Source organism: Rhodococcus sp. ARC_M12, assembly GCF_022810385.1.
GTDB classification, from domain to species: domain Bacteria; phylum Actinomycetota; class Actinomycetes; order Mycobacteriales; family Mycobacteriaceae; genus Rhodococcoides; species Rhodococcoides navarretei.
The window spans coordinates 513,491-534,052 of sequence record NZ_JALGQI010000001.1; the positions used below are offsets into that span (position 1 = coordinate 513,491).

19 protein-coding genes and 2 tRNA genes are annotated in these 20,562 nt (G+C 65.0%); 9 read left to right on the plus strand and 12 right to left on the minus strand.

The window, feature by feature from the left end:
• Window positions 1–21: 21 nt before the first annotated feature.
• The gene (locus MTX35_RS02395; RefSeq protein WP_374230216.1) at window positions 22–957 is read right to left on the minus strand and encodes a thiamine-phosphate kinase; all 936 of its coding nucleotides are present in this window, start codon (window positions 955–957) and stop codon (window positions 22–24) included.
• Between the two features lie 245 nt (window positions 958–1,202).
• Between MTX35_RS02395 and MTX35_RS02400 the strand changes: the two genes are divergently transcribed.
• Together MTX35_RS02400 and MTX35_RS02405 are read left to right on the plus strand one after the other, a co-directional pair.
• Window positions 1,203–1,451: an Lrp/AsnC ligand binding domain-containing protein gene (locus tag MTX35_RS02400; RefSeq protein WP_243593406.1), complete on the plus strand. Its 249-nt coding sequence runs from the start codon at window positions 1,203–1,205 to the stop codon at window positions 1,449–1,451.
• Window positions 1,452–1,454: 3 nt separating this feature from the next.
• The gene (locus tag MTX35_RS02405; RefSeq protein ID WP_243593407.1) at window positions 1,455–2,060 is read left to right on the plus strand and encodes a DUF3515 domain-containing protein; all 606 of its coding nucleotides are present in this window, start codon (window positions 1,455–1,457) and stop codon (window positions 2,058–2,060) included.
• 19 nt (window positions 2,061–2,079) lie between these two features.
• Here the strand turns inward: MTX35_RS02405 and MTX35_RS02410 are convergent, their stop codons facing one another.
• Both MTX35_RS02410 and MTX35_RS02415 read right to left on the minus strand, forming a co-directional pair.
• Window positions 2,080–3,186 carry a D-alanine--D-alanine ligase family protein gene (locus MTX35_RS02410; RefSeq protein ID WP_243593408.1) on the minus strand — a complete coding sequence of 369 codons (1,107 nt, stop codon included), beginning with the start codon at window positions 3,184–3,186 and terminating at the stop codon, window positions 2,080–2,082.
• A gap of 73 nt (window positions 3,187–3,259) precedes the next feature.
• Complete coding sequence (locus tag MTX35_RS02415; protein ID WP_243593409.1) at window positions 3,260–4,258, minus strand: NAD(P)H-dependent glycerol-3-phosphate dehydrogenase; 999 nt, start codon at window positions 4,256–4,258, stop codon at window positions 3,260–3,262.
• A gap of 120 nt (window positions 4,259–4,378) precedes the next feature.
• Here MTX35_RS02415 and cofC point away from each other — a divergent pair, with 120 nt between their 5' ends.
• The 3 genes from cofC (at window position 4,379) to MTX35_RS02430 (ending at window position 8,404) form a co-directional block, all read left to right on the plus strand.
• Window positions 4,379–5,155 carry a 2-phospho-L-lactate guanylyltransferase gene (cofC, locus tag MTX35_RS02420; protein ID WP_243593410.1) on the plus strand — a complete coding sequence of 259 codons (777 nt, stop codon included), beginning with the start codon at window positions 4,379–4,381 and terminating at the stop codon, window positions 5,153–5,155.
• A 193-nt stretch (window positions 5,156–5,348) separates the two neighbouring features.
• On the plus strand, window positions 5,349–7,469 hold the full coding sequence (locus MTX35_RS02425; protein ID WP_243593629.1) for an RNA degradosome polyphosphate kinase: 2,121 nt from the start codon (window positions 5,349–5,351) through the stop codon (window positions 7,467–7,469).
• On the plus strand, window positions 7,469–8,404 hold the full coding sequence (locus tag MTX35_RS02430; RefSeq protein WP_243593411.1) for an NUDIX hydrolase: 936 nt from the start codon (window positions 7,469–7,471) through the stop codon (window positions 8,402–8,404). The genes MTX35_RS02425 and MTX35_RS02430 overlap by 1 nt, the downstream gene beginning before the upstream one ends.
• A gap of 123 nt (window positions 8,405–8,527) precedes the next feature.
• Here MTX35_RS02430 and MTX35_RS02435 read toward each other — a convergent pair whose 3' ends face one another.
• The 3 genes from MTX35_RS02435 to leuC form a co-directional block, all read right to left on the minus strand.
• The gene (locus tag MTX35_RS02435) at window positions 8,528–9,223 is read right to left on the minus strand and encodes an HU family DNA-binding protein (RefSeq protein WP_243593412.1); all 696 of its coding nucleotides are present in this window, start codon (window positions 9,221–9,223) and stop codon (window positions 8,528–8,530) included.
• A 149-nt stretch (window positions 9,224–9,372) separates the two neighbouring features.
• Entirely contained in the window at window positions 9,373–9,990 is a 618-nt protein-coding gene (leuD, locus tag MTX35_RS02440; protein WP_243593413.1) for a 3-isopropylmalate dehydratase small subunit, read from the minus strand.
• A 47-nt stretch (window positions 9,991–10,037) separates the two neighbouring features.
• Window positions 10,038–11,492, minus strand: a complete 1,455-nt coding sequence (gene leuC / locus MTX35_RS02445) for a 3-isopropylmalate dehydratase large subunit (protein ID WP_243593414.1) — start codon at window positions 11,490–11,492, stop codon at window positions 10,038–10,040.
• Between the two features lie 145 nt (window positions 11,493–11,637).
• Between leuC and MTX35_RS02450 the strand changes: the two genes are divergently transcribed.
• Both MTX35_RS02450 and MTX35_RS02455 read left to right on the plus strand, forming a co-directional pair.
• Complete coding sequence (locus MTX35_RS02450) at window positions 11,638–12,366, plus strand: IclR family transcriptional regulator (RefSeq protein ID WP_243593415.1); 729 nt, start codon at window positions 11,638–11,640, stop codon at window positions 12,364–12,366.
• Window positions 12,367–12,485: 119 nt separating this feature from the next.
• Window positions 12,486–12,653: a DUF5302 domain-containing protein gene (locus MTX35_RS02455; protein WP_157889886.1), complete on the plus strand. Its 168-nt coding sequence runs from the start codon at window positions 12,486–12,488 to the stop codon at window positions 12,651–12,653.
• 91 nt (window positions 12,654–12,744) lie between these two features.
• Here MTX35_RS02455 and MTX35_RS02460 read toward each other — a convergent pair.
• A tRNA-Glu gene (locus MTX35_RS02460) sits at window positions 12,745–12,817 on the minus strand.
• Window positions 12,818–12,916: 99 nt separating this feature from the next.
• A tRNA-Gln gene (locus MTX35_RS02465) sits at window positions 12,917–12,988 on the minus strand.
• A gap of 240 nt (window positions 12,989–13,228) precedes the next feature.
• On the opposite strand from MTX35_RS02465, the gene MTX35_RS02470 reads away from it, so the two are divergent.
• Complete coding sequence (locus MTX35_RS02470; RefSeq protein WP_243593416.1) at window positions 13,229–14,788, plus strand: bifunctional 3'-5' exonuclease/DNA polymerase; 1,560 nt, start codon at window positions 13,229–13,231, stop codon at window positions 14,786–14,788.
• Here MTX35_RS02470 and MTX35_RS02475 read toward each other — a convergent pair.
• From MTX35_RS02475 to MTX35_RS02485, 3 genes are read right to left on the minus strand one after another with little or no spacing between them, the layout of a single operon-like run.
• Window positions 14,752–15,750, minus strand: coding sequence for a YihY/virulence factor BrkB family protein (locus MTX35_RS02475; RefSeq protein WP_243593417.1), 999 nt, complete (start codon window positions 15,748–15,750; stop codon window positions 14,752–14,754). The genes MTX35_RS02470 and MTX35_RS02475 overlap by 37 nt on opposite strands.
• Before the next feature lie 54 nt (window positions 15,751–15,804).
• The gene (gltX, locus tag MTX35_RS02480; protein ID WP_243593418.1) at window positions 15,805–17,280 is read right to left on the minus strand and encodes a glutamate--tRNA ligase; all 1,476 of its coding nucleotides are present in this window, start codon (window positions 17,278–17,280) and stop codon (window positions 15,805–15,807) included.
• 7 nt (window positions 17,281–17,287) lie between these two features.
• Entirely contained in the window at window positions 17,288–18,061 is a 774-nt protein-coding gene (locus MTX35_RS02485; protein WP_243593419.1) for a fumarylacetoacetate hydrolase family protein, read from the minus strand.
• A 132-nt stretch (window positions 18,062–18,193) separates the two neighbouring features.
• Between MTX35_RS02485 and MTX35_RS02490 the strand changes: the two genes are divergently transcribed.
• The gene (locus MTX35_RS02490; RefSeq protein WP_243593420.1) at window positions 18,194–19,429 is read left to right on the plus strand and encodes an MFS transporter; all 1,236 of its coding nucleotides are present in this window, start codon (window positions 18,194–18,196) and stop codon (window positions 19,427–19,429) included.
• An 81-nt stretch (window positions 19,430–19,510) separates the two neighbouring features.
• Here MTX35_RS02490 and MTX35_RS02495 read toward each other — a convergent pair whose 3' ends face one another.
• On the minus strand, window positions 19,511–20,521 hold the full coding sequence (locus MTX35_RS02495; protein ID WP_243593421.1) for a 3-isopropylmalate dehydrogenase: 1,011 nt from the start codon (window positions 20,519–20,521) through the stop codon (window positions 19,511–19,513).
• Window positions 20,522–20,562: the final 41 nt, after the last annotated feature.

A 20,562-nucleotide genomic window follows, 5' to 3' on the forward strand; every position in this document is an offset into this window, starting at 1 on the left:
ACACGATCGACCCGACCGTGTTCACTCGCTCTCGAAACTCGACCATCCCGACCGACCTGCGTGGACGCGTCCACCGACCGTCACTCGCCCCGCCTGCTCACCGTCCTGGTGCTCGACCCGACCGATCACCGTCCAGCCCTGCGGAACGGCGGCAGCATCGGGGAAGGTGCCGACGAGGGCATGATCCTCACCGCCGGTGAGTACCCAATCCAGCGGATCGTGCCCCACCTGCGTTGCCGCCGACTGCACTTCACGACCAACCGTCACCAGGGCCGGATCGACATCCAGCCGAACGCCGGACGCCTCTGCGATGTGGCCGAGATCGGCCAACAGCCCGTCGGACACGTCGGTCAGACTGGTCGCACCCGCCTCGGCGGCATCGATCCCGGCGCGATACGGAGGGACGGGCACTCGGTGCGCGTCCACCACGGCGTCGTGGCCGGTTCTGTCCCCGTCCCCGAGCAGTAGGGCCAGTCCTGCCGCCGACCAGCCGAGCCGTCCCGCGTACGCGATCACATCACCGGCCCGCGCTCCCGATCGAAGAACCGGGGCCCGGCCCTGAAGATCGCCGAGCGCAGTGATCGAGATCACCAGTTCCGGCGATTGCACCACATCGCCGCCGACGATGGCCGATCCCGCAGCAACTGCTTCGAGCCACATGCCCTCGTTGAGTCCGTCGGTCACACTCACCGGTGTGTCGGCCGGGCATCCGAGCGAGACGAGAAAGCCCGAGCACTGCGCGCCCATTGCGGCGATGTCCGCGCCGTTCTGCGCTATCGCCTTGCGCCCGATCTGTATCGGACTCGACCAGTCGAGCCGAAAGTGCCTGCCGTGTACCAACATGTCGGTCGACGCCGCGATCCGGCCGTCGGACGCAGCGACGACGGCCGCGTCGTCGCCCGGCCCGACGATGGTCGACGGTGGTTGCACACGGTCTGCGATGGCGCGGGCGATCACGTCGAATTCGCCGACCTGAGCTACGGTGCGCTCGCTGCCGGTGTCCGAGTCGATGACGGTGTCGTCGATGATGTTCCTCCCTGAGAACGCAGTACGTGCGCGACGGTCTCACGCGGAGCACGCGCCGCGCCTGCGGTACCTTTTAGCGGCGGTCGGGACAGTACCGATGCAGCAGGTTACGTGCGAAGAGAACGTAGTCGACTCAACCTACAGTCGAGAAGTCCGGCAGGGGAAAGGGACCACCGATGGTGCAAGCATTCGTTCTCGTTCAGACCGAGGTCGGCCGTGCGACGGCCGTCGCACAGCAGATCGAGGCCGTAGACGGCGTCGTGTCGGCGGAGGCAGTGGTCGGGCCCTACGACGTGATCGCGCGCACCGACGGTGCCTCCGACGCCGAGATCGCCGAGATCGTCTCCCGCATCCAGAAAGTCGATGCCATCACTCGCACCCTCACCTGCCCCGTGGCCCCGCAGTCGACGACGTCCATCGGATAGATCGTGAATTCACCCGACACCGGCAACGACGCCGGCACCGAAGACAGCCCGGCCGAGACCGAGGGCACTCGCGAACAGCGCCATCCTGCAGTCATCGCCACCGCTATCGCGTTACCCGTCGCGCTGGTCGTCGGAGTTCTGGTTGCTGCCATCGCGGTCAACCGGTCACCCGTCCAGGATCCGGTCGCTCTGGGCCCGGTCGATTCCCCCGAAGCCGCGAGTGAGCAGTGCACGACACTGCTCGACGCCTTGCCCGAGAACCTCGGCGACTACACGAGAGCCGAGTTGGCCGACCCGGCCCCGGTCGGAGTCCTCGCGTGGGTCTCGGCCGAGGAGAACGCCGAACCGGTCGTGCTGCGCTGCGGCCTGCCCCGGCCGATCGGGTTCGACGTGGCTGCACCCTTGCAGGTGATCAACGGCGTTCAGTGGTTCGAGGTGTCCGGGGAAGACGACGGGATCGACGCCAGCACATGGTTCGTCGTCGATCGCGGTATCTACGTCGCGTTGACCATTCCGGGCGACTCGGGCCCCACCCCGTTGCAGGACGCGTCCTCGGCCGTGTCGGACGCACTGCCCCAACAACCTCTCGACCCGGCACCGCTGCAGTGAGCGCTGAGCCGCAACAGCTCTAACGCAAACCGGTACCGCGGGCGAGGGCGGTGTCGATCAAGGTGGCGATGAGCGTCGGGTAGTCGACGCCGGATTCGGCCCACATCTTGGGGTACATCGAGATCGAGGTGAACCCGGGCATCGTGTTGATCTCGTTGATGACCGGACCGTTCTCGGTGACGAAGAAGTCCACTCGCGCCAGTCCTTGGCAGTCCAGCGCCCGGAAGGCAGCGACGGCGAGTTCACGAATCCGGTCGCTCGTTGCGTCGTCGAGGGCCGCCGGGATGTCGAACTCGCTGACATCGTCGAGGTACTTGGTGTCGAAGTCGTAGAAAGCATGATCGTCGATGTCCGCGTCGGGAATTCGGATCTCGGCGATGGCGCTCGCCCGCACCGTGCCGTCGGGGAACTCGAGTACCCCGCACTCGACCTCGCGGCCGTGGATCATTCCTTCGACGATCACCTTGGGGTCGTGTTCGCGCGCCGCGGCGATCGCGGTCGGGAGTTGGTCCCATGCGGTGATGCGCGAGATTCCTATGGACGATCCGCCACGGGCCGGTTTGACGAAGGCGGGCAGGCCGATTCGGTCACGCTCGGCGGCCGTCAGGTCGTCGACTGCGCGCCGCAGTACGACCTGACGACCGATCGGCAGTCCCTCCGCACCGAGCAGCTTCTTGGTGAATTCCTTGTCCATCCCCGCGGCACTGGCCAACACACCCGGCCCGACATACGGAACGCCGGCCAACTCGAGCAGGCCCTGCAGGGTGCCGTCCTCGCCGTACGGTCCGTGCAGAACCGGGAACACGACGTCGACGGATGCGAGCACCGTCCCGCCTTCCCCCTCGCCGAGGGCGAGCAGCGCGCCTGCGTGGCCCGGGTCCGTACTGAGCGCAAGCGCTGCTCCGGTCTTGTCCACGGTCGGCAGTACCCGGTCGTGAATGCTCAGCGCATCGATGTCGGAGGAGCCCAGTACCCATTTCCCCTCCGGGGTGATCCCCACGGGAACCACCTCGTACGTGGCCGGATCCAGGTTCTGCAGCACGCTACCTGCCGATACACAGGACACAGCGTGCTCGCTGCTGCGGCCACCGAAGACGACGGCAACTTTGATGCGGGGAGTACTCACGATGAGAAACCGTACCGTCGCGACCGGCCGAACGCGGATTCGCCCTGTTGGTCACGAGACCGCGAACACTGGATCACTCGGGCTTGATACGTCTTCCCAGGAGGTGACCGACCGCCTCCGGAACGGACATGCCGCCGTGGCACACGCGGTGCACGGCATCGGTCAGCGGCATCTCGACGTCGTAGCTCTCGGCGAGCGCACGCACCGACGTACAGGATTTGACGCCCTCGGCGACCTGCCCGTGCGCTGCTTCCTGCGCACTCTCGAGGGAGCCACCCGAACCCAGTCGTTCTCCGAACGTGCGATTACGTGAGAGGGGTGACGAGCAGGTGGCAACCAGGTCGCCTACGCCGGCCAAACCGGACAGCGTCGACGGCGTGGCACCGAGTGCTACTCCGAGGCGGATGATCTCGGCCAGGCCCCTGGTCATGATCGACGCGAGGGTGTTCTCGCCGTATCCGACGCCGCTGGCCATTCCGCATGCGAGGGCGATCACGTTCTTGCAGGCACCACCGATCTCGGCACCGATGACGTCGGAATTCGTGTACGGCCTGAAATAGCCGGTGGCACAGGACTTCTGAATCTCGAGGGCTCGTTGGGAATCGGAACACGCGATGACGGTGGCGGCCGGCTGGCCCTCGGCTATCGGACGAGCCAGGTTGGGTCCGGACAGACACGCGACCCGGCTGGGATCGGCTCCGGTGACCTGCGCGATCACCTGGCTCATTCGCATGAGCGTTCCCGTCTCGATTCCCTTCGCCAGGGAGAGCAGTGTCGCGTGCGGCGGAATCGACTCGGTCCACGCCTCCAGGTTGGCCCGCAGACTCTGCGACGGCACGGCCAACACCACGATGTCGGCCCCCTCGAGTGCACGAACGGGATCACTCGTCGCGCGGATCGCCGACGGCAGCTCGATTCCAGGCAGGTAGTCCCTGTTCTCGTGGTGGTCGGTGATGGATGCAGCGAGTTCCTCGCGGCGGGCCCACATGGTGACGTCGGTGCCGGCATCGGCCAACACCTTGGCGAATGCGGTTCCCCACGAGCCCGACCCCAGTACCGCTGCTCTGCTCATTGCCGCCAACCCCTCGCTACTTCGCCGATACCCTGTCCACGCGCGCATCACCCTAACTCGCAGACCTGCTCGGGCGGTCGGAGTCGGCACAGATCGGTGACGCTGGCAGGATCGAGCGCCATGGGTGCATCACGAAGTGACGGCGGCGACGCAGTGGCCGCGTCGCCCGACCCCGCCCGCCGCGTCGTCAGGGTTCTGATCGCGGTGAAGGATCTCACCGCTGCGAAGTCGCGCCTGGCGGCGGAGTTCTCGACACTCGATCGGTCACGATTGGTGCTCGCGATGCTCAGCGACACCGTGACGGCGGCGAAGGCGGTGTCGGTGGTGGAATCGGTCACGGTGGTCACCCCCGATCCTCTCGTCGCACGGACCGCGCGCGACATCGGCGCGCGGGTGTTCGACGAACCGACCGGCGATCTCACTCAGGGACCGGACGAACGCCTCAACCACGCATTCACGGCCGCGGCGCAGGTACTGCGTCACGGTCACGGCATCGGGGACATCCGCAGGGGTGCGAGCGTCACTGCAGAACACGTCGACATCATCGCGTTGCAAGCCGACCTTCCGGCGATGCGTTCGGCCGAGCTCGCCCAGGCCTACACCGCTGCCCGTCGTGGGGGCAGGTCGCTGGTGGTCGACCATCACGGAACGGGGACCGCGGCACTGATCCTCAAGGACTCCCCCGAGGAACTGGCTCCACTGTTCGGCGGACACTCCGCGCGGCGTCACACCGATTCGGGCGCACAGGAACTCGACGGCTCATGGCCGGGCCTTCGACTGGACGTGGACACCGCCGACGACGTCAGGCGAGCACACCGTCTGGGAGTCGGACCGGCCACCTCGGCCGTGCTGCACTCGCTCGGGTGGAGTGGAGAAGCGTCCGCGACGACTGCGTGAGGAGGGCGGACAACGGCGCGTGCCGGTGAATACGGCACCGAGTTCGGCCATCGGAGTTTCACCGACGCCGGGTATGGGGGATGATCGTGCGGTGAGCAAAGAAGACGCGCAGCCAGCGATGGAAGATCCGCCGATCGAGACCGGAAAGGGCACCGGTTCGGAGACGGCGTGGAGCGCTCCGATCGCGTCGACGATGCCCGACATCCCCCAGGCGCTACCGGCTGCCACACCGGAGTCCGTCGATGCCGCCACTGTTCTCCCCGAAAATCGCTATCTCAACCGAGAATTGAGCTGGCTCGATTTCAACTCGCGTGTCCTCGCGCTCGCCCAGGACTCGTCGCTGCCCCTGCTCGAGCGCGCGAAGTTTCTCGCCATCTACGCGTCCAATCTCGACGAGTTCTACATGGTTCGGGTTGCCGGCCTCAAACGCCGCGACGAAACCGGCCTGTCGGTTCGGTCAGCCGACGGGATGACCCCTCGTGAGCAGCTTGCGGTGATCGGTCAACGCACCCAGGAGCTCGCGCTCAAACATGCGCGAGTGCTGTTGGATTCGATCCTGCCCGAGCTCACCGCCGAGGGCATCGCGATCATCCGGTGGTCCGACTTGGACAGCGACGAGCGCACGCGGCTTTCGGAGTATTTCACCGAGCAGGTCTTTCCGGTTCTGACGCCGCTGGCCGTCGACCCGGCTCACCCTTTTCCGTACATCAGTGGCTTGAGCCTCAATCTCGCTGTGACGGTGAAGGATTACTCCACAACGGGCGAGCACTTCGCCCGCGTGAAGGTTCCCGACAACGTCGATCGCTTCGTGCGGGTCAAGCGCGGCGAGGGCAATCACCGCATCGACGCCTTCCTCTCGATGGAGGAATTGATCTCGGCGCACCTCGACGTGCTCTTCCCCGGCATGGAGGTCGTCGAGTCTCACGCGTTCCGCATCACGCGCAACGCCGATTTCGAGGTCGAGGAAGACCGCGACGAGGACCTTCTGCAGGCCCTGGAGCGCGAGCTCGCGCGCAGGCGATTCGGATCGCCCGTCCGCCTCGAGATCGCCGACGACATGACCGAGCACATGCTCGAATTGCTGCTTCGTGAACTCGATGTCGATCCAGGAGACGTCATTCAGGTTCCCGGACTGCTCGACCTGTCGTGCCTGTGGCAGGTCTACGGTGTCGACCGCCCCAACCTCAAGGATGCCCCCTTCGTCCCGGCGACTCACGCGGCCTTCGGTGAGCGCGAGACCCCCAAGAGCGTCTTCTCCACCCTGCGCGACGGCGACGTCCTGGTACATCATCCGTACGATTCCTTCTCCACCAGCGTGCAACGCTTCATCGAGCAAGCAGCGGCCGACCCGCAAGTACTCGCCATCAAGCAGACGCTCTATCGAACCTCGGGTGATTCCCCGATCGTCAACGCGCTCGTCGATGCTGCCGGAGCGGGCAAGCAGGTCGTTGCACTGGTCGAGATCAAGGCGCGATTCGACGAACAGGCCAACATCGAGTGGGCACGCAAGCTCGAAAAGGCGGGGGTGCACGTGGTGTACGGCCTCGTCGGCCTCAAGACGCACTGCAAGACCTGCCTGGTCGTACGCAGAGAGGGGTCCGTCATCCGTCGGTACTGCCACATCGGTACCGGCAACTACAACCCCAAGACAGCGCGAATCTACGAGGATGTAGGCCTGCTGACGTCATCGCCCGAGATCGGGGCCGACCTCACCGATCTGTTCAACTCGCTCACCGGATACTCGCGAAAGTCCAAGTACCGCAACCTTCTCGTTGCTCCGTACGGAGTGCGCCGCGGGATCGTCGAGCGCATCGAGGCCGAGGTCGAACACCTCAAGGACGGCCGTGCGGCCGGAATTCGCCTCAAGGCCAACGCCTTGGTCGACGAGCAGGTCATCGACGCGCTCTACCGAGCGTCGATGGCAGGAGTTCCGGTGAAGGTGGTGGTGCGCGGAATCTGCGCACTCAAGCCAGGAGTTCCCGGTCTGTCGGAGAACATCGAGGTTCGTTCCATCCTCGGCCGATTCCTGGAGCACTCCCGAGTTCTGCACTTCCAGGGTGCCGACGAATTCTGGATCGGTAGCGCAGACATGATGCACCGCAACCTCGATCGTCGAGTCGAGGTGATGGCGCAGGTCAAGGATCCGCGACTGGCGAATCAACTGGGCGACATCTTCGATTCGGCGCTCGATCCCACCACGCGGTGCTGGGAGTTGGGACCGGACGGCGGCTGGGTCGCGTCTCCGGCTCGGGGTGAAAAGGTTCGTGAGCATCAGGTGGACCTGATGCGCAGTCGGAGGAATCAGGCGTCTTGATGGGCGCTTCCGACGGCTCTCCCCGCGCCAATATCTTTGCGGCGGGCTCGATCTTGTGGCGACGTTCACCGAGCGCCGACTCGGCCGTCGAGGTCGCATTGGTCCACCGGCCGAAGTACGACGACTGGTCGTTCCCCAAGGGGAAGCTCGATCCCGGTGAAACAGCCGTCGACGCCGCGGTCCGAGAGGTCAAGGAAGAGACCGGATTCGAATCTCGACTCGGACGGTCACTGTCCTACGTGACGTATCCGATCCCTGGGCACCGACGGGTCAAGAAAGTCCTGTACTGGGCGGCCGAGGTCACCGGCGGCGAGTTCGTCCCCAATGCCGAGGTGGACGAACTGCGTTGGATCGCACCGGAGGCCGTCGGTCGCGAACTCTCGTATCCCATGGACCACAAGATCCTTCGTCGGTTCGTGGCCAAGCCCGCCGACACCTCGACCGTGCTGTTGGTTCGGCACGGCAGCGCGGGATCGCGGTCGAGGTTCAAGGGCAACGACGTCGATCGCCCTCTCGACAAGACCGGACGACGGCAGGCCGAATCGTTGGTCGCGTTGCTCCGCGCCTTCGGCGGTGATGCTGTGTACGCAGCCGACCGCGCGCGATGCGTCCAGACGGTCGCCCCCTTCGCAGAATCGTTGGGAGTGGACATCCTTCCCGAGCATCTGTTGTCCGAGGAGGGGTACGCCGATGACCCACGCAAAGGCCGTCATCGCGCACGAGAGATCGCCGAACTACCCGGCACCCCGGTGGTCTGCAGCCAAGGCAAGGTGATCCCGGACCTGATGCGCTGGTGGGCAGACAAGGACGGAATCACGTTGCCTGCCAACAGAAATCGCAAGGGAAGCGTGTGGGTGCTCTCGCGTCACGACGGCAGGCTCGTGTCGGCCGACCACATCGCCAGTCCCCTACCCACCCTCACTGCGGACGGCTGAACGCGCAGGCACGAACCGCAGAATGGCCCCCGACTCGATTCTCGAGTCGGGGGCCATTCTGACGACTTCACAGCCGCACTGCCGTATTCACCGCTGTGTCGAAGCGGTGGGAGCAGGCAGGCTCTACTTCTTGGCTGCGCGCTTTGCCGGAGCCTTCTTCGCGGGAGCCTTCTTGGCCGGGGCCTTCTTGGCGACGGTCTTCTTCGCTGCCGTTTTCGCCGGAGCCTTCTTGGCCGGGGCAGCAGTCGTTGCAGCCTTGCGCGCTGTCGTCTTGGCCGGAGCCTTCTTGGCAGCTGCCGCGGTGGTCTTGCGCGCGGTGGTCTTGGCCGGTGCCGCCTTCTTGGCGGCGGTCTTGGCCGGTGCAGCCTTCTTGGCAGCCGTCTTGGCCGGAGCAGCCTTCTTGGCAGCTGCGGTGGTTGCCTTACGGGCAGTCGACTTCACGGCCGCCTTCTTGGCAGCCGTCTTCTTCGCAGCGGCAGTCTTCTTGGCCGGAGCCGCAGCCGAACCGCGCTTCACGGCAGGACCGCTGGCGGGCAGCTTCTGTCCGCCGGCGATGACAGCCTTGAACTGAGCACCCGGACGGAATGCCGGAACATTGGTCGGCTTCACGCGAACGGTCTCACCGGTGCGGGGGTTGCGGGCGACACGCGCTGCGCGACGACGCTGTTCGAACACGCCGAAGCCCGTGATCGTGACGCTCTCGCCGCGGTGCACTGCGCGCACGATGGTGTCGACGATGTTCTCGACAGCCTCTGTGGCGCTCCGCCTGTCAGACCCCAACTTCTCGGTCAGGGCGTCGATCAGCTCTGCCTTGTTCATGGATTTCCTCCGCTATATTGTGGCCCATCGTCGGACCGACTACTACAACGGTAAACCCCAAGTCGTCAAGAGTCTATGCGCCACGCCAATTTTCATTCCGGCGTCGCGGAATGCTTCACGGCCGCAAAGCGTGTCGGACCCCCACCCGGTCAGCTTTCGGAGGGCGTCTCGATCCGCGCCGGAAGCGTCAGGGGTTTGTATGAAGGCCTTGACTTTTCGTACTCCGTAATGGCCTCTACCTGGCGTAATGTCAATCCGATGTCGTCCAGACCTTCCAGCAGACGCCACCTCGTGTAGTCGTCAATCGCGAAGCGCACCACCAAGGTTCCAGCCGTGACGGTCTTGTCGACGAGGTCGACGATTATCTCCAGACCGGGCTGTTCTTCTAAGGCTTTCCACAGCAATTCGACGTCCGATTGCTCGACCTCGGCCGCCACCAAGCCGGCTTTGCCCATGTTTCCGCGGAAGATATCGGCAAATCTGGATGCGATGACGACCCTGAAACCGAAGTCCGACAGCGCCCAGACAGCGTGCTCGCGTGACGATCCCGTGCCGAAGTCCGGCCCGGCAACGAGAACCGATCCACGGTCGTAGGGCTCGAGGTTCAAGATGAAGTTCGGATCGGATCGCCAACCGGCGAACAACCCGTCCTCGAATCCGGTGCGGGTCACTCGTTTGAGATAGACCGCCGGAATGATCTGATCCGTGTCGACATTGGACCGCCGGAGCGGAACGCCGATGCCTTTGTGTCGAGTGAAAGCTTCCATCGAAATTTCTCCTGTGAGTTCGATCGATCCGGGCGGGGGACTCGCTGCTACGCGAGATCCGCCGGAGAGGACAGGGTTCCGCGAACTGCAGTGGCCGCCGCGACCAAAGGCGACACGAGGTGAGTGCGACCGCCCTTGCCCTGACGTCCCTCGAAATTGCGGTTTGACGTAGACGCCGAACGTTCTCCCGAAGTGAGCTGATCGGGGTTCATCCCCAGACACATCGAGCAGCCGGCCTGCCGCCACTCGGCCCCTGCTGCGGTGAAGATCTCACCGAGCCCTTCCTCTTCGGCCTGCGCGCGCACCCGCATCGACCCGGGTACCACCAGCATTCGCACGCCGTCTGCGACGCGACGCCCCTCGAGGACGGACGCCACTGCGCGCAGATCCTCGATGCGGCCGTTGGTGCAGGAGCCCACGAACACGGTGTCGACGGAAATCTCGCGGATCGGTGTCCCTGCTTCGAGACCCATGTACTGCAAGGCCTTCTGGGCCGACACACGCTCGCCCTCGTCCAGCATGGCCTCCGGATCGGGCACGGTGTCCCCCAACGGGGCACCTTGACCCGGGTTCGTCCCCCAGGTGACGAACGGCGTCAGGGTGCTCGCATCGATGTGTACCTCGTTGTCGAACACCGCATCCGCGTCGGTCGCCAGTTCGTTCCACGCGGCCACCGCAGCATCCCACTCCGCCCCCTGGGGCGCGTGTGGCCGTCCCTTCAAATATTCGTACGTGATCTCGTCGGGTGCGATCATGCCCGCGCGCGCCCCGGCCTCGATCGACATGTTGCAGATGGTCATTCGGGCTTCCATCGACAACTTGCGGATGGCCTCACCGCGATACTCGAGCACGTATCCCTGACCGCCTCCGGTGCTGATCTTGGCGATCACCGCGAGAATCAGATCCTTGCTCGTCACGCCCGGAGCCAATTCTCCGTCGACGGTGATGGCCATGGTCTTGAACGGTCGCAGAGACAGAGTCTGGGTCGCCATCACATGCTCGACCTCGCTGGTGCCGATTCCCATTGCGATCGAACCGAATGCGCCGTGCGTCGAGGTGTGACTGTCTCCGCACACGATCGTCATACCCGGCTGGGTCAGACCGAGCTGCGGGCCGATGATGTGGACGATGCCCTGATCGAGATCTCCCATCGGGTACAACCGAACTCCGAACTCCTCGCAGTTGCGGCGAAGGGTGTCGACCTGGGTGCGTGAGACGAGATCGGCGATGGGCGCGAAGATGTCGGCCGTCGGGACGTTGTGGTCCTCCGTTGCGATCGTCAGGTCCGGGCGTCGAAGCTCGCGGCCGGCCAACCGCAGACCATCGAATGCCTGCGGGCTGGTGACCTCGTGCACGAGGTGCAGATCGATGTAGATCAGATCCGGCTCACGTGCACCGCCTTCTCCCCCACCGGGGACGACCACATGTTGGTCCCATACCTTCTCCGCCAGCGTCTTCGGCGCTTGCGCTACGGACGCATCGGATTTCGTCGTTTCGGACATCGCTGTCGCAGACCTCGTCTTCCCTGTCGTCGCGCCGGCGGACGGGCTGGTCCACCTCGCGTGATCGTCTCGCCATCATCCCCCGCGGCACGCTGGACTTCTCGCAGTTGTGCAATCTCAGCATTCGGGAGGCTAATATCGTTCTATGAGACAGCATAGCCTGGGCGGCCTCGTCGACAAATCGAGTGGCATCGGCGTACTCGACAAGGCGATGGCAGTGCTGCACGCGGTGGCCGAGAAGCCATGCAATCTGGGCGACCTGTGCGCTCGAACCGGCCTGCCCCGCGCCACCGCCCACCGCCTCGCTGTCGGCCTCGAGTCCCACAGACTTCTCGTTCGCGATGCCGACGGCCTGTGGCGCACCGGTCCGGCACTCGGGGAACTGGCGGCCAGCGCGTCTGACGCGTTACTCGAGGCCGCCGCATCGGTACTGCCTCGGCTTCGCGAAATCACCGGCGAGAGCGTGCAGATCTACCGCCGCGAGGGGACCGTACGCGTCTGTGTCGCATCCATGGAGCCCCCGACCGGTCTCCGAGATACCGTGCTCGTCGGTGCCCGGCTACCCATGACAGCCGGCTCCGGTGCCAAAGTGCTTCTTGCGTGGGCAGATTCGCAGACCCAACGCACAGTGCTGCCGGACGCCGAATTCGGCGAACGGGTCCTGCTGGAGATCCGCAGGCGAGGGTGGGCACAGAGCGCAGGTGAACGTGAGCCGGGCGTCGCCAGCGTCGCCGCGCCGGTGCGCGACAGCAACGACACTGTGGTGGCCGCGATCTCGGTGTCCGGCCCGATCGACCGCATCGGACGCAAGCCGGGCGCACGCTGGGCAGCAGACCTGCTCGCCGCAGCCGACGCGCTGCACAAGCGCCTCTGAGCGCCGCACCGAGGCCGATCGACTGCAGCACGAAAAAACCGGCTGAAGAGGCCGCGGAAGTGGAGTACGTTCGTCTCGAACGGCCCACCCGGCCGGTCGCCGACTGCGAGGAGTGCCCCATGTCAGAATCCGGCAGCGAAGAATTGAAGAAGAAGTTCCGCGAGGTTCTCGAACAGAAGAACAGCAAATCGCACAATTCCGTCGATCACAAGGACGGTGGCCCCAAGGTGAACAACGTCCACGGTCCGGCCGATCACCAGAAGATGTTCCGTCGCAAGAGCGTCTGACGCGAAGCGAGACCACCGCAGAGCCGAAACGACGGCCACACCGAAACGACAGCACCCCCTCGATCCGGAGATCGAGGGGGTGCTGTCTTCGTAGCCCCGACGGGATTCGAACCCGCGCTACCGCCTTGAGAGGGCGGCGTCCTAGGCCGCTAGACGACGGGGCCAGGAACTTCACCTGCATTGTTGACGCTGTATCGAACACGTGATGCTGAGGTAGCTTAACTGCCTCGGCATCGGCGGCAAAATCGCCGCTCACCTGCTCGCTGGGGTACCAGGACTCGAACCTAGAATGGCGGTACCAGAAACCGCTGTGTTGCCAATTACACCATACCCCAATGGACTTGAATCGAAATGCGCATCCGATCGATGTGCACTGCGTTTCGAGCCGGGATAGAGACTATCAAAGGTCACTACCCATTCTCCAAATCGGCTGCTCAGAGCCCTGGTAACCGCCCTCGACTGCCCGCGATACCGGCTCGAACACCACCGCGTGAACGCAGAACCCGCGCACCGTCCGCCGCCGAGCATGAAGCAGACTTCAGTTTCGTGAGCGTTCTCGAAGTTCGCAGACGCCGATGAAGGTGCTGCTCGTTCCCCAGGGCAACCGTGCGGTGCTGATCCGCCTCGACGAGGACGGCTCCCCGTCCGGCGGCAGTTCCCCTGCCGAAGAGGTCACCGACGATCTGGTGGGCTCCGTGGCCGCCATCGAGCGAGAGCACGCTCCCCGTTGGGTGTGGGAGGACACGAGCCGCATCTACCCGCGACTGCTCGACGGTGGGGTGCGGGTGCGGCGCTGCCATGATCTCGCCCTCGTCGATGCCATTCTCGCGATGCGAACGGGGCGCACTACGGTGCCGTCGACACCCGCAGACCTTCGACCCGGATTGTTCGACGCCGACCCGCAGGCCGATCCCGTGGCAGTGCTCGCCGACTATCGCCGTCAGAGCGAGGAGATCGGTGACGATCGGGCGCTGCAGCTGTTGGCGGCCGCCGAATCGGCCGGAAGTCTGGCCGCGGCGGAGATGACGTTCGACGGATTGCCGTTCTCGGCCGCCGCGCATCGGCGGCACCTCGACGCGACGCTCGGTGCGAGGCCGGTCGACGGTTCGACTCCCCCTGCATTGGTGAAGCTCGAGAACGAGATCTCGTCGGCGTTCGGGCGCCGCGTGAACCCTGGCTCACCCGCGGAGGTGGTCGCCGCTTTCGCGCGCGCCGGGATCGAGCTCACATCCACTCGTGCACACATGATTCGAGACATCGACCATCCTGCGGTGCCGCTGCTGCTTCGCCACCGAGATCTGTCGAAACTACACAGCACCAACGGGTGGGCATGGCTGGACGCGTGGGTTCGCGAGGATCGTTTTCGGCCGGTCTACGTCCCCGGGGCCGTCGTCTCCGGCCGCTGGGCGAGCCGCGGCGGTGGGGGGTTGCAGATCCCGAAACCGCTGCGCGCCAGCGTGATCGCCAACCCCGGGCACACCTTCGTTGCGGCCGACGCCGGCCAGTTGGAACCCCGCATTCTCGCCGCGATGTCGGGTGACCCACGCATGGTCGCCGCTGCGGGCACAGCGGATCTCTACGCCCCCGTCGCGGCCGAGTCGTTCGACGGTGATCGTGCGCACGCCAAGGTCGCTGTTCTCGGAGTGCTGTACGGCGCGACGTCGGGCGAGGCTCGTTCGTTGCTGACTCGCCTACGCGCGAGATTTCCCGATGCGGTGGCGGTCGTGGAAGAGGCAGCGCGGGCCGGTGAGCGCGGCGAGGTGGTCCGGTCATGGCTGGGCCGAGCCTGCCCTCCCCCTACGCCGCAGTGGTGGTCCACCGGTGACGCCCATGCCCGTGGCCGATTCACCCGCAATTTCGTGGTGCAGGCGACCGCAGCCGAATGGGCTCTGTGTCTGTTGGCAGATCTACGCGGACGGTTGTGGTCGAGCAGAAGCGAGTTGGTGTTCTTTCAACACGACGAAGTGGTGGTGCATTGTCCACTCGACGACGCACCGTGGGTATCCGAGGCCGTTGCGGCGGCGGCGGACTCGGCTACGCGCCTGATGTTCGGTGACACGGCGGTGCGCTTTCCGATGGAGACCAGGATCGACCGCTTCTACGGTGCCCCGGCTGCCGAGTCGGAGTCCGACTGAGCGCTCGGTGGATCCTCGAACGTCACATCGATTTCCTCGAACGCAGTACTGCGCTGCGCTTCTGCCTGCCCGGTGTAGGTGAGTTTGTCACCTTCGGTCAGTTCGACGTCGTCGGTGAACGGACCCAGCAGAGCGCGCGGGAACAGCCTGTCGACACGAACCACGTTGATCTCGATGCAGATCACGATCGATATCGAGGTCACGTACAGAAAGGCCAACAGCCCGAGCACGACTGCAAAGACACCGTTCGTCACGGACGCACTCCCGGCTACGTACTTCACGTAGACACTGCCGAAGGTCTGCAACAGCTGCCACGTCAGGCCGGCCGCGACGGCACCCGGCCACACCTGTCCGATCGACACCGGACGCACTGTCGCGAGCCTGAACGCAACGATGAACACTCCGACGTAGAGCAGGGTGCCCATCACGAACACCACCAGGCCGGATTCCGGGCCGAAATAGCCCGCGGCACTGAGCACATTGACTGCCGTGATCCCCAGGACAGCCAGACCGACTGTGCTCAGCAAACCCAATCCACGCACCCGGGCCCGAATGGGATCGGGCCGTATGTTCTTCGGCACGGCCCAAGCGGTGTTCATCGCGTTCTGCAGCGCAACCGACACACCGAGCCCGCCGTACAGCGACCCGAGGATACCCACCGTCAGACCCACCGTGCCGCCACCGATACGTTCGGGACGCCCCAGTTCGTCCCCGATCGCCGGGATCTGACCGAGAGCCGAGTTCAGGATCTGTTGTTGCAGCTCCGGATTGCCCATCAACACGATGCCCAGAATCACGGAGAAGAGCAGCAGCGCAGGAAAGAGCGAGACGAACGCGTAGTACGTGATCAGAGCAGCCAGGTATCCACCCTGATCGTCGACGAACTTGTAGACCACCGCTATGGGAAAGCCGAGGACCGGACGCCTGCGCTGAAGCCGATCCAGTCGGTCGGCGACGCTCATTCGCGGTGTTCCTGGACGACCTGTCTGCGTCGGCAGCAGTGCGCCGTCACGCCGTCACACCGTCTGCGCGCGTGCCGCTGCCAGCCGAGCGAGGGTCTTCTCGCGGCCGAGCAGCTCCATCGACTCGTACAACGGCGGGCTGATGTGCGATCCGGTCACTCCCACTCGCACCGGGGCAAAAGCCTTGCGCGGCTTCAACTCCAGCTTCTCGATCAACGCATCCTTCAGAGTCGCCTCCAGGTCCGCCGTGGTCCACGTCTGCAACGCCGTCAACGCCTCGATGGCGGCATCGAGAACGGGTGCGGCATCGGCACCGAGGTTCTTGGCCGCGGCCGCGGGGTCGATCTCGAAGTCTGCCTCGTCGACGAACAGGAACTTCAGCAGTCCCCAGGCGTCCGACAGGACGACGATGCGGGTCTGCACCAGATCGGCTGCGACGGCGAATGTCGCCTCGTCGATCGGCTCGCTGAGATGTCCTCGCGCAACCAGGTATTCCCGTAGTCGTGCCGCGAAATCGTCGGCCGCAAGCAACCGGATGTGCTCGGCGTTGATGGCGTCGGCCTTCTTCTGGTCGAAGCGCGCGGGATTGGAATTGACCGAAGAGATCTCGAACGCCGCGACCATGTCGTCGAGCGAGAAGACATCGTGATCGTCCGAGATGCCCCATCCGAGAAGAGCAAGGTAGTTCAGCAGCCCCTCCGGAATGAATCCCCGATCGCGGTGGATGAAGAGGTCTGCTTCGGGATCGCGCTTGGACAGCTTCTTGTTGCCCTGGCCCATCACGAAGGGCAGATGACCGAACTCGGGGGTTCGATCGGCCACGCCTATCCGGATCAACGCCTCGTAGAGGGCCAGCTGACGGGGCGTCGACGACAGCAGATCCTCGCCGCGCAGAACGTGGGTGATCTTCATCAGGGCGTCGTCGACCGGATTGACCAACGTGTACAACGGAACTCCGTTGCCGCGGGTCAACGCGAAGTCGGGAACCGTCCCCGCCTTGAACGTGGTCTCCCCGCGTACGAGGTCGTTCCACGCCAGATCGTGATCGGGCATACGCAACCGAACGACGGCTCCGCGCCCCTCGTCGAGGAAACCCTGCCGCTGCTCCGGGGTCAGATCGCGGTCGAAGTTGTCGTAGCCGAGCTTGGGGTCGCGTCCGGCAGCCTTGTGCCGAGCTTCGACCTCCTCCGGCGTGGAGAACGATTCGTAGGCCTCGCCTGCGTCGAGCAGCTGCCGAACGACGGCCGTGTGCTGTTCGCGACGCAACGACTGGCGGTATGGCTCGTACGGGCCACCCACCTCGGGGCCCTCGTCCCATTCGAGTCCGAGCCAGCGCAGTGCGTCGAGCAGGGCGGCGTAGGACTCCTCGGAGTCGCGTGCGGCGTCGGTGTCCTCGATACGGAAGACGAATTTTCCGCCGTGGTGGCGAGCGAAAGCCCAGTTGAACAGCGCGGTTCGGACCAGACCGACGTGCGGGGTACCAGTGGGCGACGGGCAGAACCGAACGCGCACATCTGTTGCTGTGGTCATCGTTGTCCTACTTCTTCGCTGCGACTGGGTTGGTCAAGGTTCCGATTCCCTCGACGGTGATCGACACACTGTCTCCGTCGGTCATGGGTCCGACTCCTTCCGGAGTTCCGGTGAGAATGACGTCTCCGGGGAGCAGCGTCATCACCGCGGACACCCATTCGATGATCTTCGGAATATCGTGCAGCAGAAGCGAAGTGCGGCTCTGCTGCTTGACGACGCCGTCGACCTCGGTCTTGATCTCGAGATCGGAAGGGTCGAGGGACGTCTCGATCCACGGCCCGAGGGGGCAGAACGTGTCGTGCCCTTTCGCCCGGGTCCATTGCCCGTCGTGCTTCTGGTGGTCGCGTGCCGAGACGTCGTTGGCGACGGTGTATCCGAGCACCACGTCGTATGCCTTCGAGGCAGGCACGTCCTTGCACGGACGACCGATCACGATGGCCAGTTCACCCTCGTAGTGCACCTCGTTCGACGACGGCGGCAGCACGATGGACGCACCGGGCCCGACGATGGAGGTGTTCGGCTTGATGAAGATGACGGGATCCTTCGGTGCCTCACCGCCCATCTCGGCCACGTGCGCGGCGTAGTTCTTACCGATGGCGATGACCTTGCTGGCGAGGATCGGCGCGAGCAGCCGAACGTCGGCCAGTGGCCACGATCGACCGGTGAACGTCGGTGTGCCGAAAGGATGTTCGGCAATTTCCTTCGCCGTCCGGGCATCCCCCTCACCTTCGATACTCACGAATGCCACACCATCAGGACTTGCAATTCGACCGAGACGCATGTCGAAAGTCTATCGACCGCCATTCTCCGTACGTCGATGCCGTCCGATCCGCCGATCTTTCGCCGGTGTAATGTTCCCGGTCATATCCATATAGCAAGATTTGAAGTCCATATATTGAGACGGGAGGCCGGAATGAGCGCCACGAACCAGTTGTCCAGTATCGGGGAGACGCGACGGTGGTTCATGCTCGTGCTCGGGATGCTCGCGCAGACTGCAGGTGCCGTCTTCATCAACGGTGCTGCATTTCTCATTCCCGCCCTGCACGACGACCGAGGACTCGGCCTTGCGACCGCAGGATTCGTGGTTGCGATGCCCACCGTGGGCATCATGCTGACCCTCATCGCATGGGGCGTGCTCGTCGACCGCATCGGCGAACGACTCGTCCTGGCGATCGGGCTCGGACTCACGGCCGCAGCCAGTCTCGCCGCAGTGGTCAGCACCTCCATCCCGGTGCTCGCGGTCCTGCTGTTGATCGGCGGTATGGCAGCGGCCAGCGCGAACAGTGCGAGCGGACGCGTGGTGGTGGGGTGGTTCCCGCCGCATCGTCGTGGACTGGCCATGGGGATCAGACAGATGTCGGTGCCCCTCGGCGTGGCCGTCGCGGCACTGACCATCCCGCCCATCGCTCGTGACCACGGCGTCGGAGCGGCACTGCTCGTCCCCGCTGCCGTGTGCGCTGCGAGCGCCCTGCTGTGTCTCGCGGTCGTCGACCCGCCCCGTCCGAACCGCGTCGATGCGGCGGCGCAGGGTCTGCTGGACAATCCGTATCGCAGCAGCAGCCAACTGTGGCGCATTCATGCCACGTCCATCCTGCTGGTGGTACCGCAGTACGTGGTCTGGACGTATGCGCTCGTCTGGCTGATGACCGACCGAGGGTGGACCGCCGCGGCCGCGGGCGTCCTTGTCACGGTGACCCAGATTCTCGGTGCACTGGGCCGGATGAGCGTCGGCGCGCTGTCCGATCGTGTCGGTAGCCGCATGCGGCCGTTGAGGTGGGTAGCCGTGACTGCCGCTGCCAGCATGCTCGGGCTCGGCATCGCCGACTGGTTCGACTCCCCCGCCGCCATCGTCCTGCTCGTCGTCGCGTCGGTCGCCACCGTTGCCCCGAACGGCCTCGCGTTCACTGCGGTCGCGGAAATCTCGGGACCGTATTGGAGCGGACGCGCTCTCGGGGTGCAGAACACGAGTCAGTACGTGTTCGCCTCGGCTGTACCGCCGGTGTTCGGCGCAATCGCGGCGATCAGCTTTCCCGTCGCATTCCTGGTATCTGCGGTATTTCCCGCGCTCTCCCTACCGATCGTGCCCGACGATCCGGCACCCCAGCCCACGGACGAGACGTCCGACCAGGGTGCAGACCGCACCGTGTGACATGCCGAAGGTGACGTGGCCGCGATACACGACATGCCACGGTGGGCTGTCGGCCCACCGTGGCATGTCGTGATGTGAGGGTTACAGGCGAGCGGCGATTCGAGCGCCGATCTCTTTCGTCGACGCAGTAGCGGTTCCCCGCTCGGCGAGATCCGCTGCAACAGCAGCCTCGACCCGTGCAGCGTTCGATGCGTCGCCGAGGTGCGCCAGTAGCAGCGATACCGACAGGATCGCGGCCGTCGGATCGGCCTTCTGCTGCCCGGCAATGTCCGGCGCGCTGCCGTGGACCGGCTCGAACATGCTGGGGTTGGTACCGGTGGCGTCGATGTTTCCACTTGCGGCCAAACCGATTCCGCCGGTCACCGCTGCCGAGAGATCGGTCACGATATCGCCGAACAGATTGTCGGTGACGATGACATCGAATCGGCCCGGGTCGGTCACGAGGTGAATCATCGCGGCATCGATGTGCTGGTACGCGACCTCCACGTCCGGGAACTCGGACGAGACCTCGTCCACCGTGCGGGCCCACAGGCTGCCCGCGAAGGTCAACACGTTGGTCTTGTGCAGCAGTGTCAGATGCTTCTTGCGAGTGAGCGCCCGCTCGAAACCGTTGCGCACCACCCGTTCGACGCCGTAGCGGGTGTTGACGCTGACCTCGGTGGCCACCTCGTGCGGCGTGCCGACGCGAAGCGCACCACCGTTTCCGGTGTACGGACCCTCGGTGCCCTCACGCACGACGACGACGTCGATCTGCTTGTCACCGGCCAGCGGTCCGACCACGCCTGGGTACAGCTTGGCCGGGCGCAGATTGATGTGATGGTCGAGCTCGAACCGAGCTCGCAACAGCAGTCCACGCTCGAGCACGCCGCTCGGCACCGACGGATCTCCGATGGCTCCCAACAGAATTGCATCGTGCTCACGCAGTTCCGCCAACACGGAGTCCGGCAGCAGCTCCCCGGTGGCGTTGTAGCGACGCGCACCGAGGTCGTACTCGGTCTTCTCGGCACCGGGTGCAACCACGTCGAGCACGGCGAGTGCCTCGGTGACGACCTCGGGTCCGATACCGTCTCCGGCGATGACGGCCAGCTTCATCTCACTCCTCGTGATTCTTCGAATTAGTTCGATCGACGGCG

Coding starts and splice junctions, on each gene's coding strand:
- MTX35_RS02490 (WP_243593420.1), top strand. CDS start 18,194: ATGAGCGCCACGAACCAGTTGTCCAGTATCGGGGAGACGCGACGGTGG.
- MTX35_RS02475 (WP_243593417.1), bottom strand. CDS start 15,750: ATGAGCGTCGCCGACCGACTGGATCGGCTTCAGCGCAGGCGTCCGGTC.
- MTX35_RS02485 (WP_243593419.1), bottom strand. CDS start 18,061: ATGCGTCTCGGTCGAATTGCAAGTCCTGATGGTGTGGCATTCGTGAGT.
- MTX35_RS02470 (WP_243593416.1), top strand. CDS start 13,229: ATGAAGGTGCTGCTCGTTCCCCAGGGCAACCGTGCGGTGCTGATCCGC.
- MTX35_RS02400 (WP_243593406.1), top strand. CDS start 1,203: ATGGTGCAAGCATTCGTTCTCGTTCAGACCGAGGTCGGCCGTGCGACG.
- MTX35_RS02430 (WP_243593411.1), top strand. CDS start 7,469: ATGGGCGCTTCCGACGGCTCTCCCCGCGCCAATATCTTTGCGGCGGGC.
- MTX35_RS02435 (WP_243593412.1), bottom strand. CDS start 9,223: ATGAACAAGGCAGAGCTGATCGACGCCCTGACCGAGAAGTTGGGGTCT.
- gltX (WP_243593418.1), bottom strand. CDS start 17,280: ATGACCACAGCAACAGATGTGCGCGTTCGGTTCTGCCCGTCGCCCACT.
- leuD (WP_243593413.1), bottom strand. CDS start 9,990: ATGGAAGCTTTCACTCGACACAAAGGCATCGGCGTTCCGCTCCGGCGG.
- MTX35_RS02455 (WP_157889886.1), top strand. CDS start 12,486: ATGTCAGAATCCGGCAGCGAAGAATTGAAGAAGAAGTTCCGCGAGGTT.
- leuC (WP_243593414.1), bottom strand. CDS start 11,492: ATGTCCGAAACGACGAAATCCGATGCGTCCGTAGCGCAAGCGCCGAAG.
- MTX35_RS02495 (WP_243593421.1), bottom strand. CDS start 20,521: ATGAAGCTGGCCGTCATCGCCGGAGACGGTATCGGACCCGAGGTCGTC.
- cofC (WP_243593410.1), top strand. CDS start 4,379: ATGGGTGCATCACGAAGTGACGGCGGCGACGCAGTGGCCGCGTCGCCC.
- MTX35_RS02415 (WP_243593409.1), bottom strand. CDS start 4,258: ATGAGCAGAGCAGCGGTACTGGGGTCGGGCTCGTGGGGAACCGCATTC.
- MTX35_RS02450 (WP_243593415.1), top strand. CDS start 11,638: ATGAGACAGCATAGCCTGGGCGGCCTCGTCGACAAATCGAGTGGCATC.
- MTX35_RS02425 (WP_243593629.1), top strand. CDS start 5,349: ATGCCCGACATCCCCCAGGCGCTACCGGCTGCCACACCGGAGTCCGTC.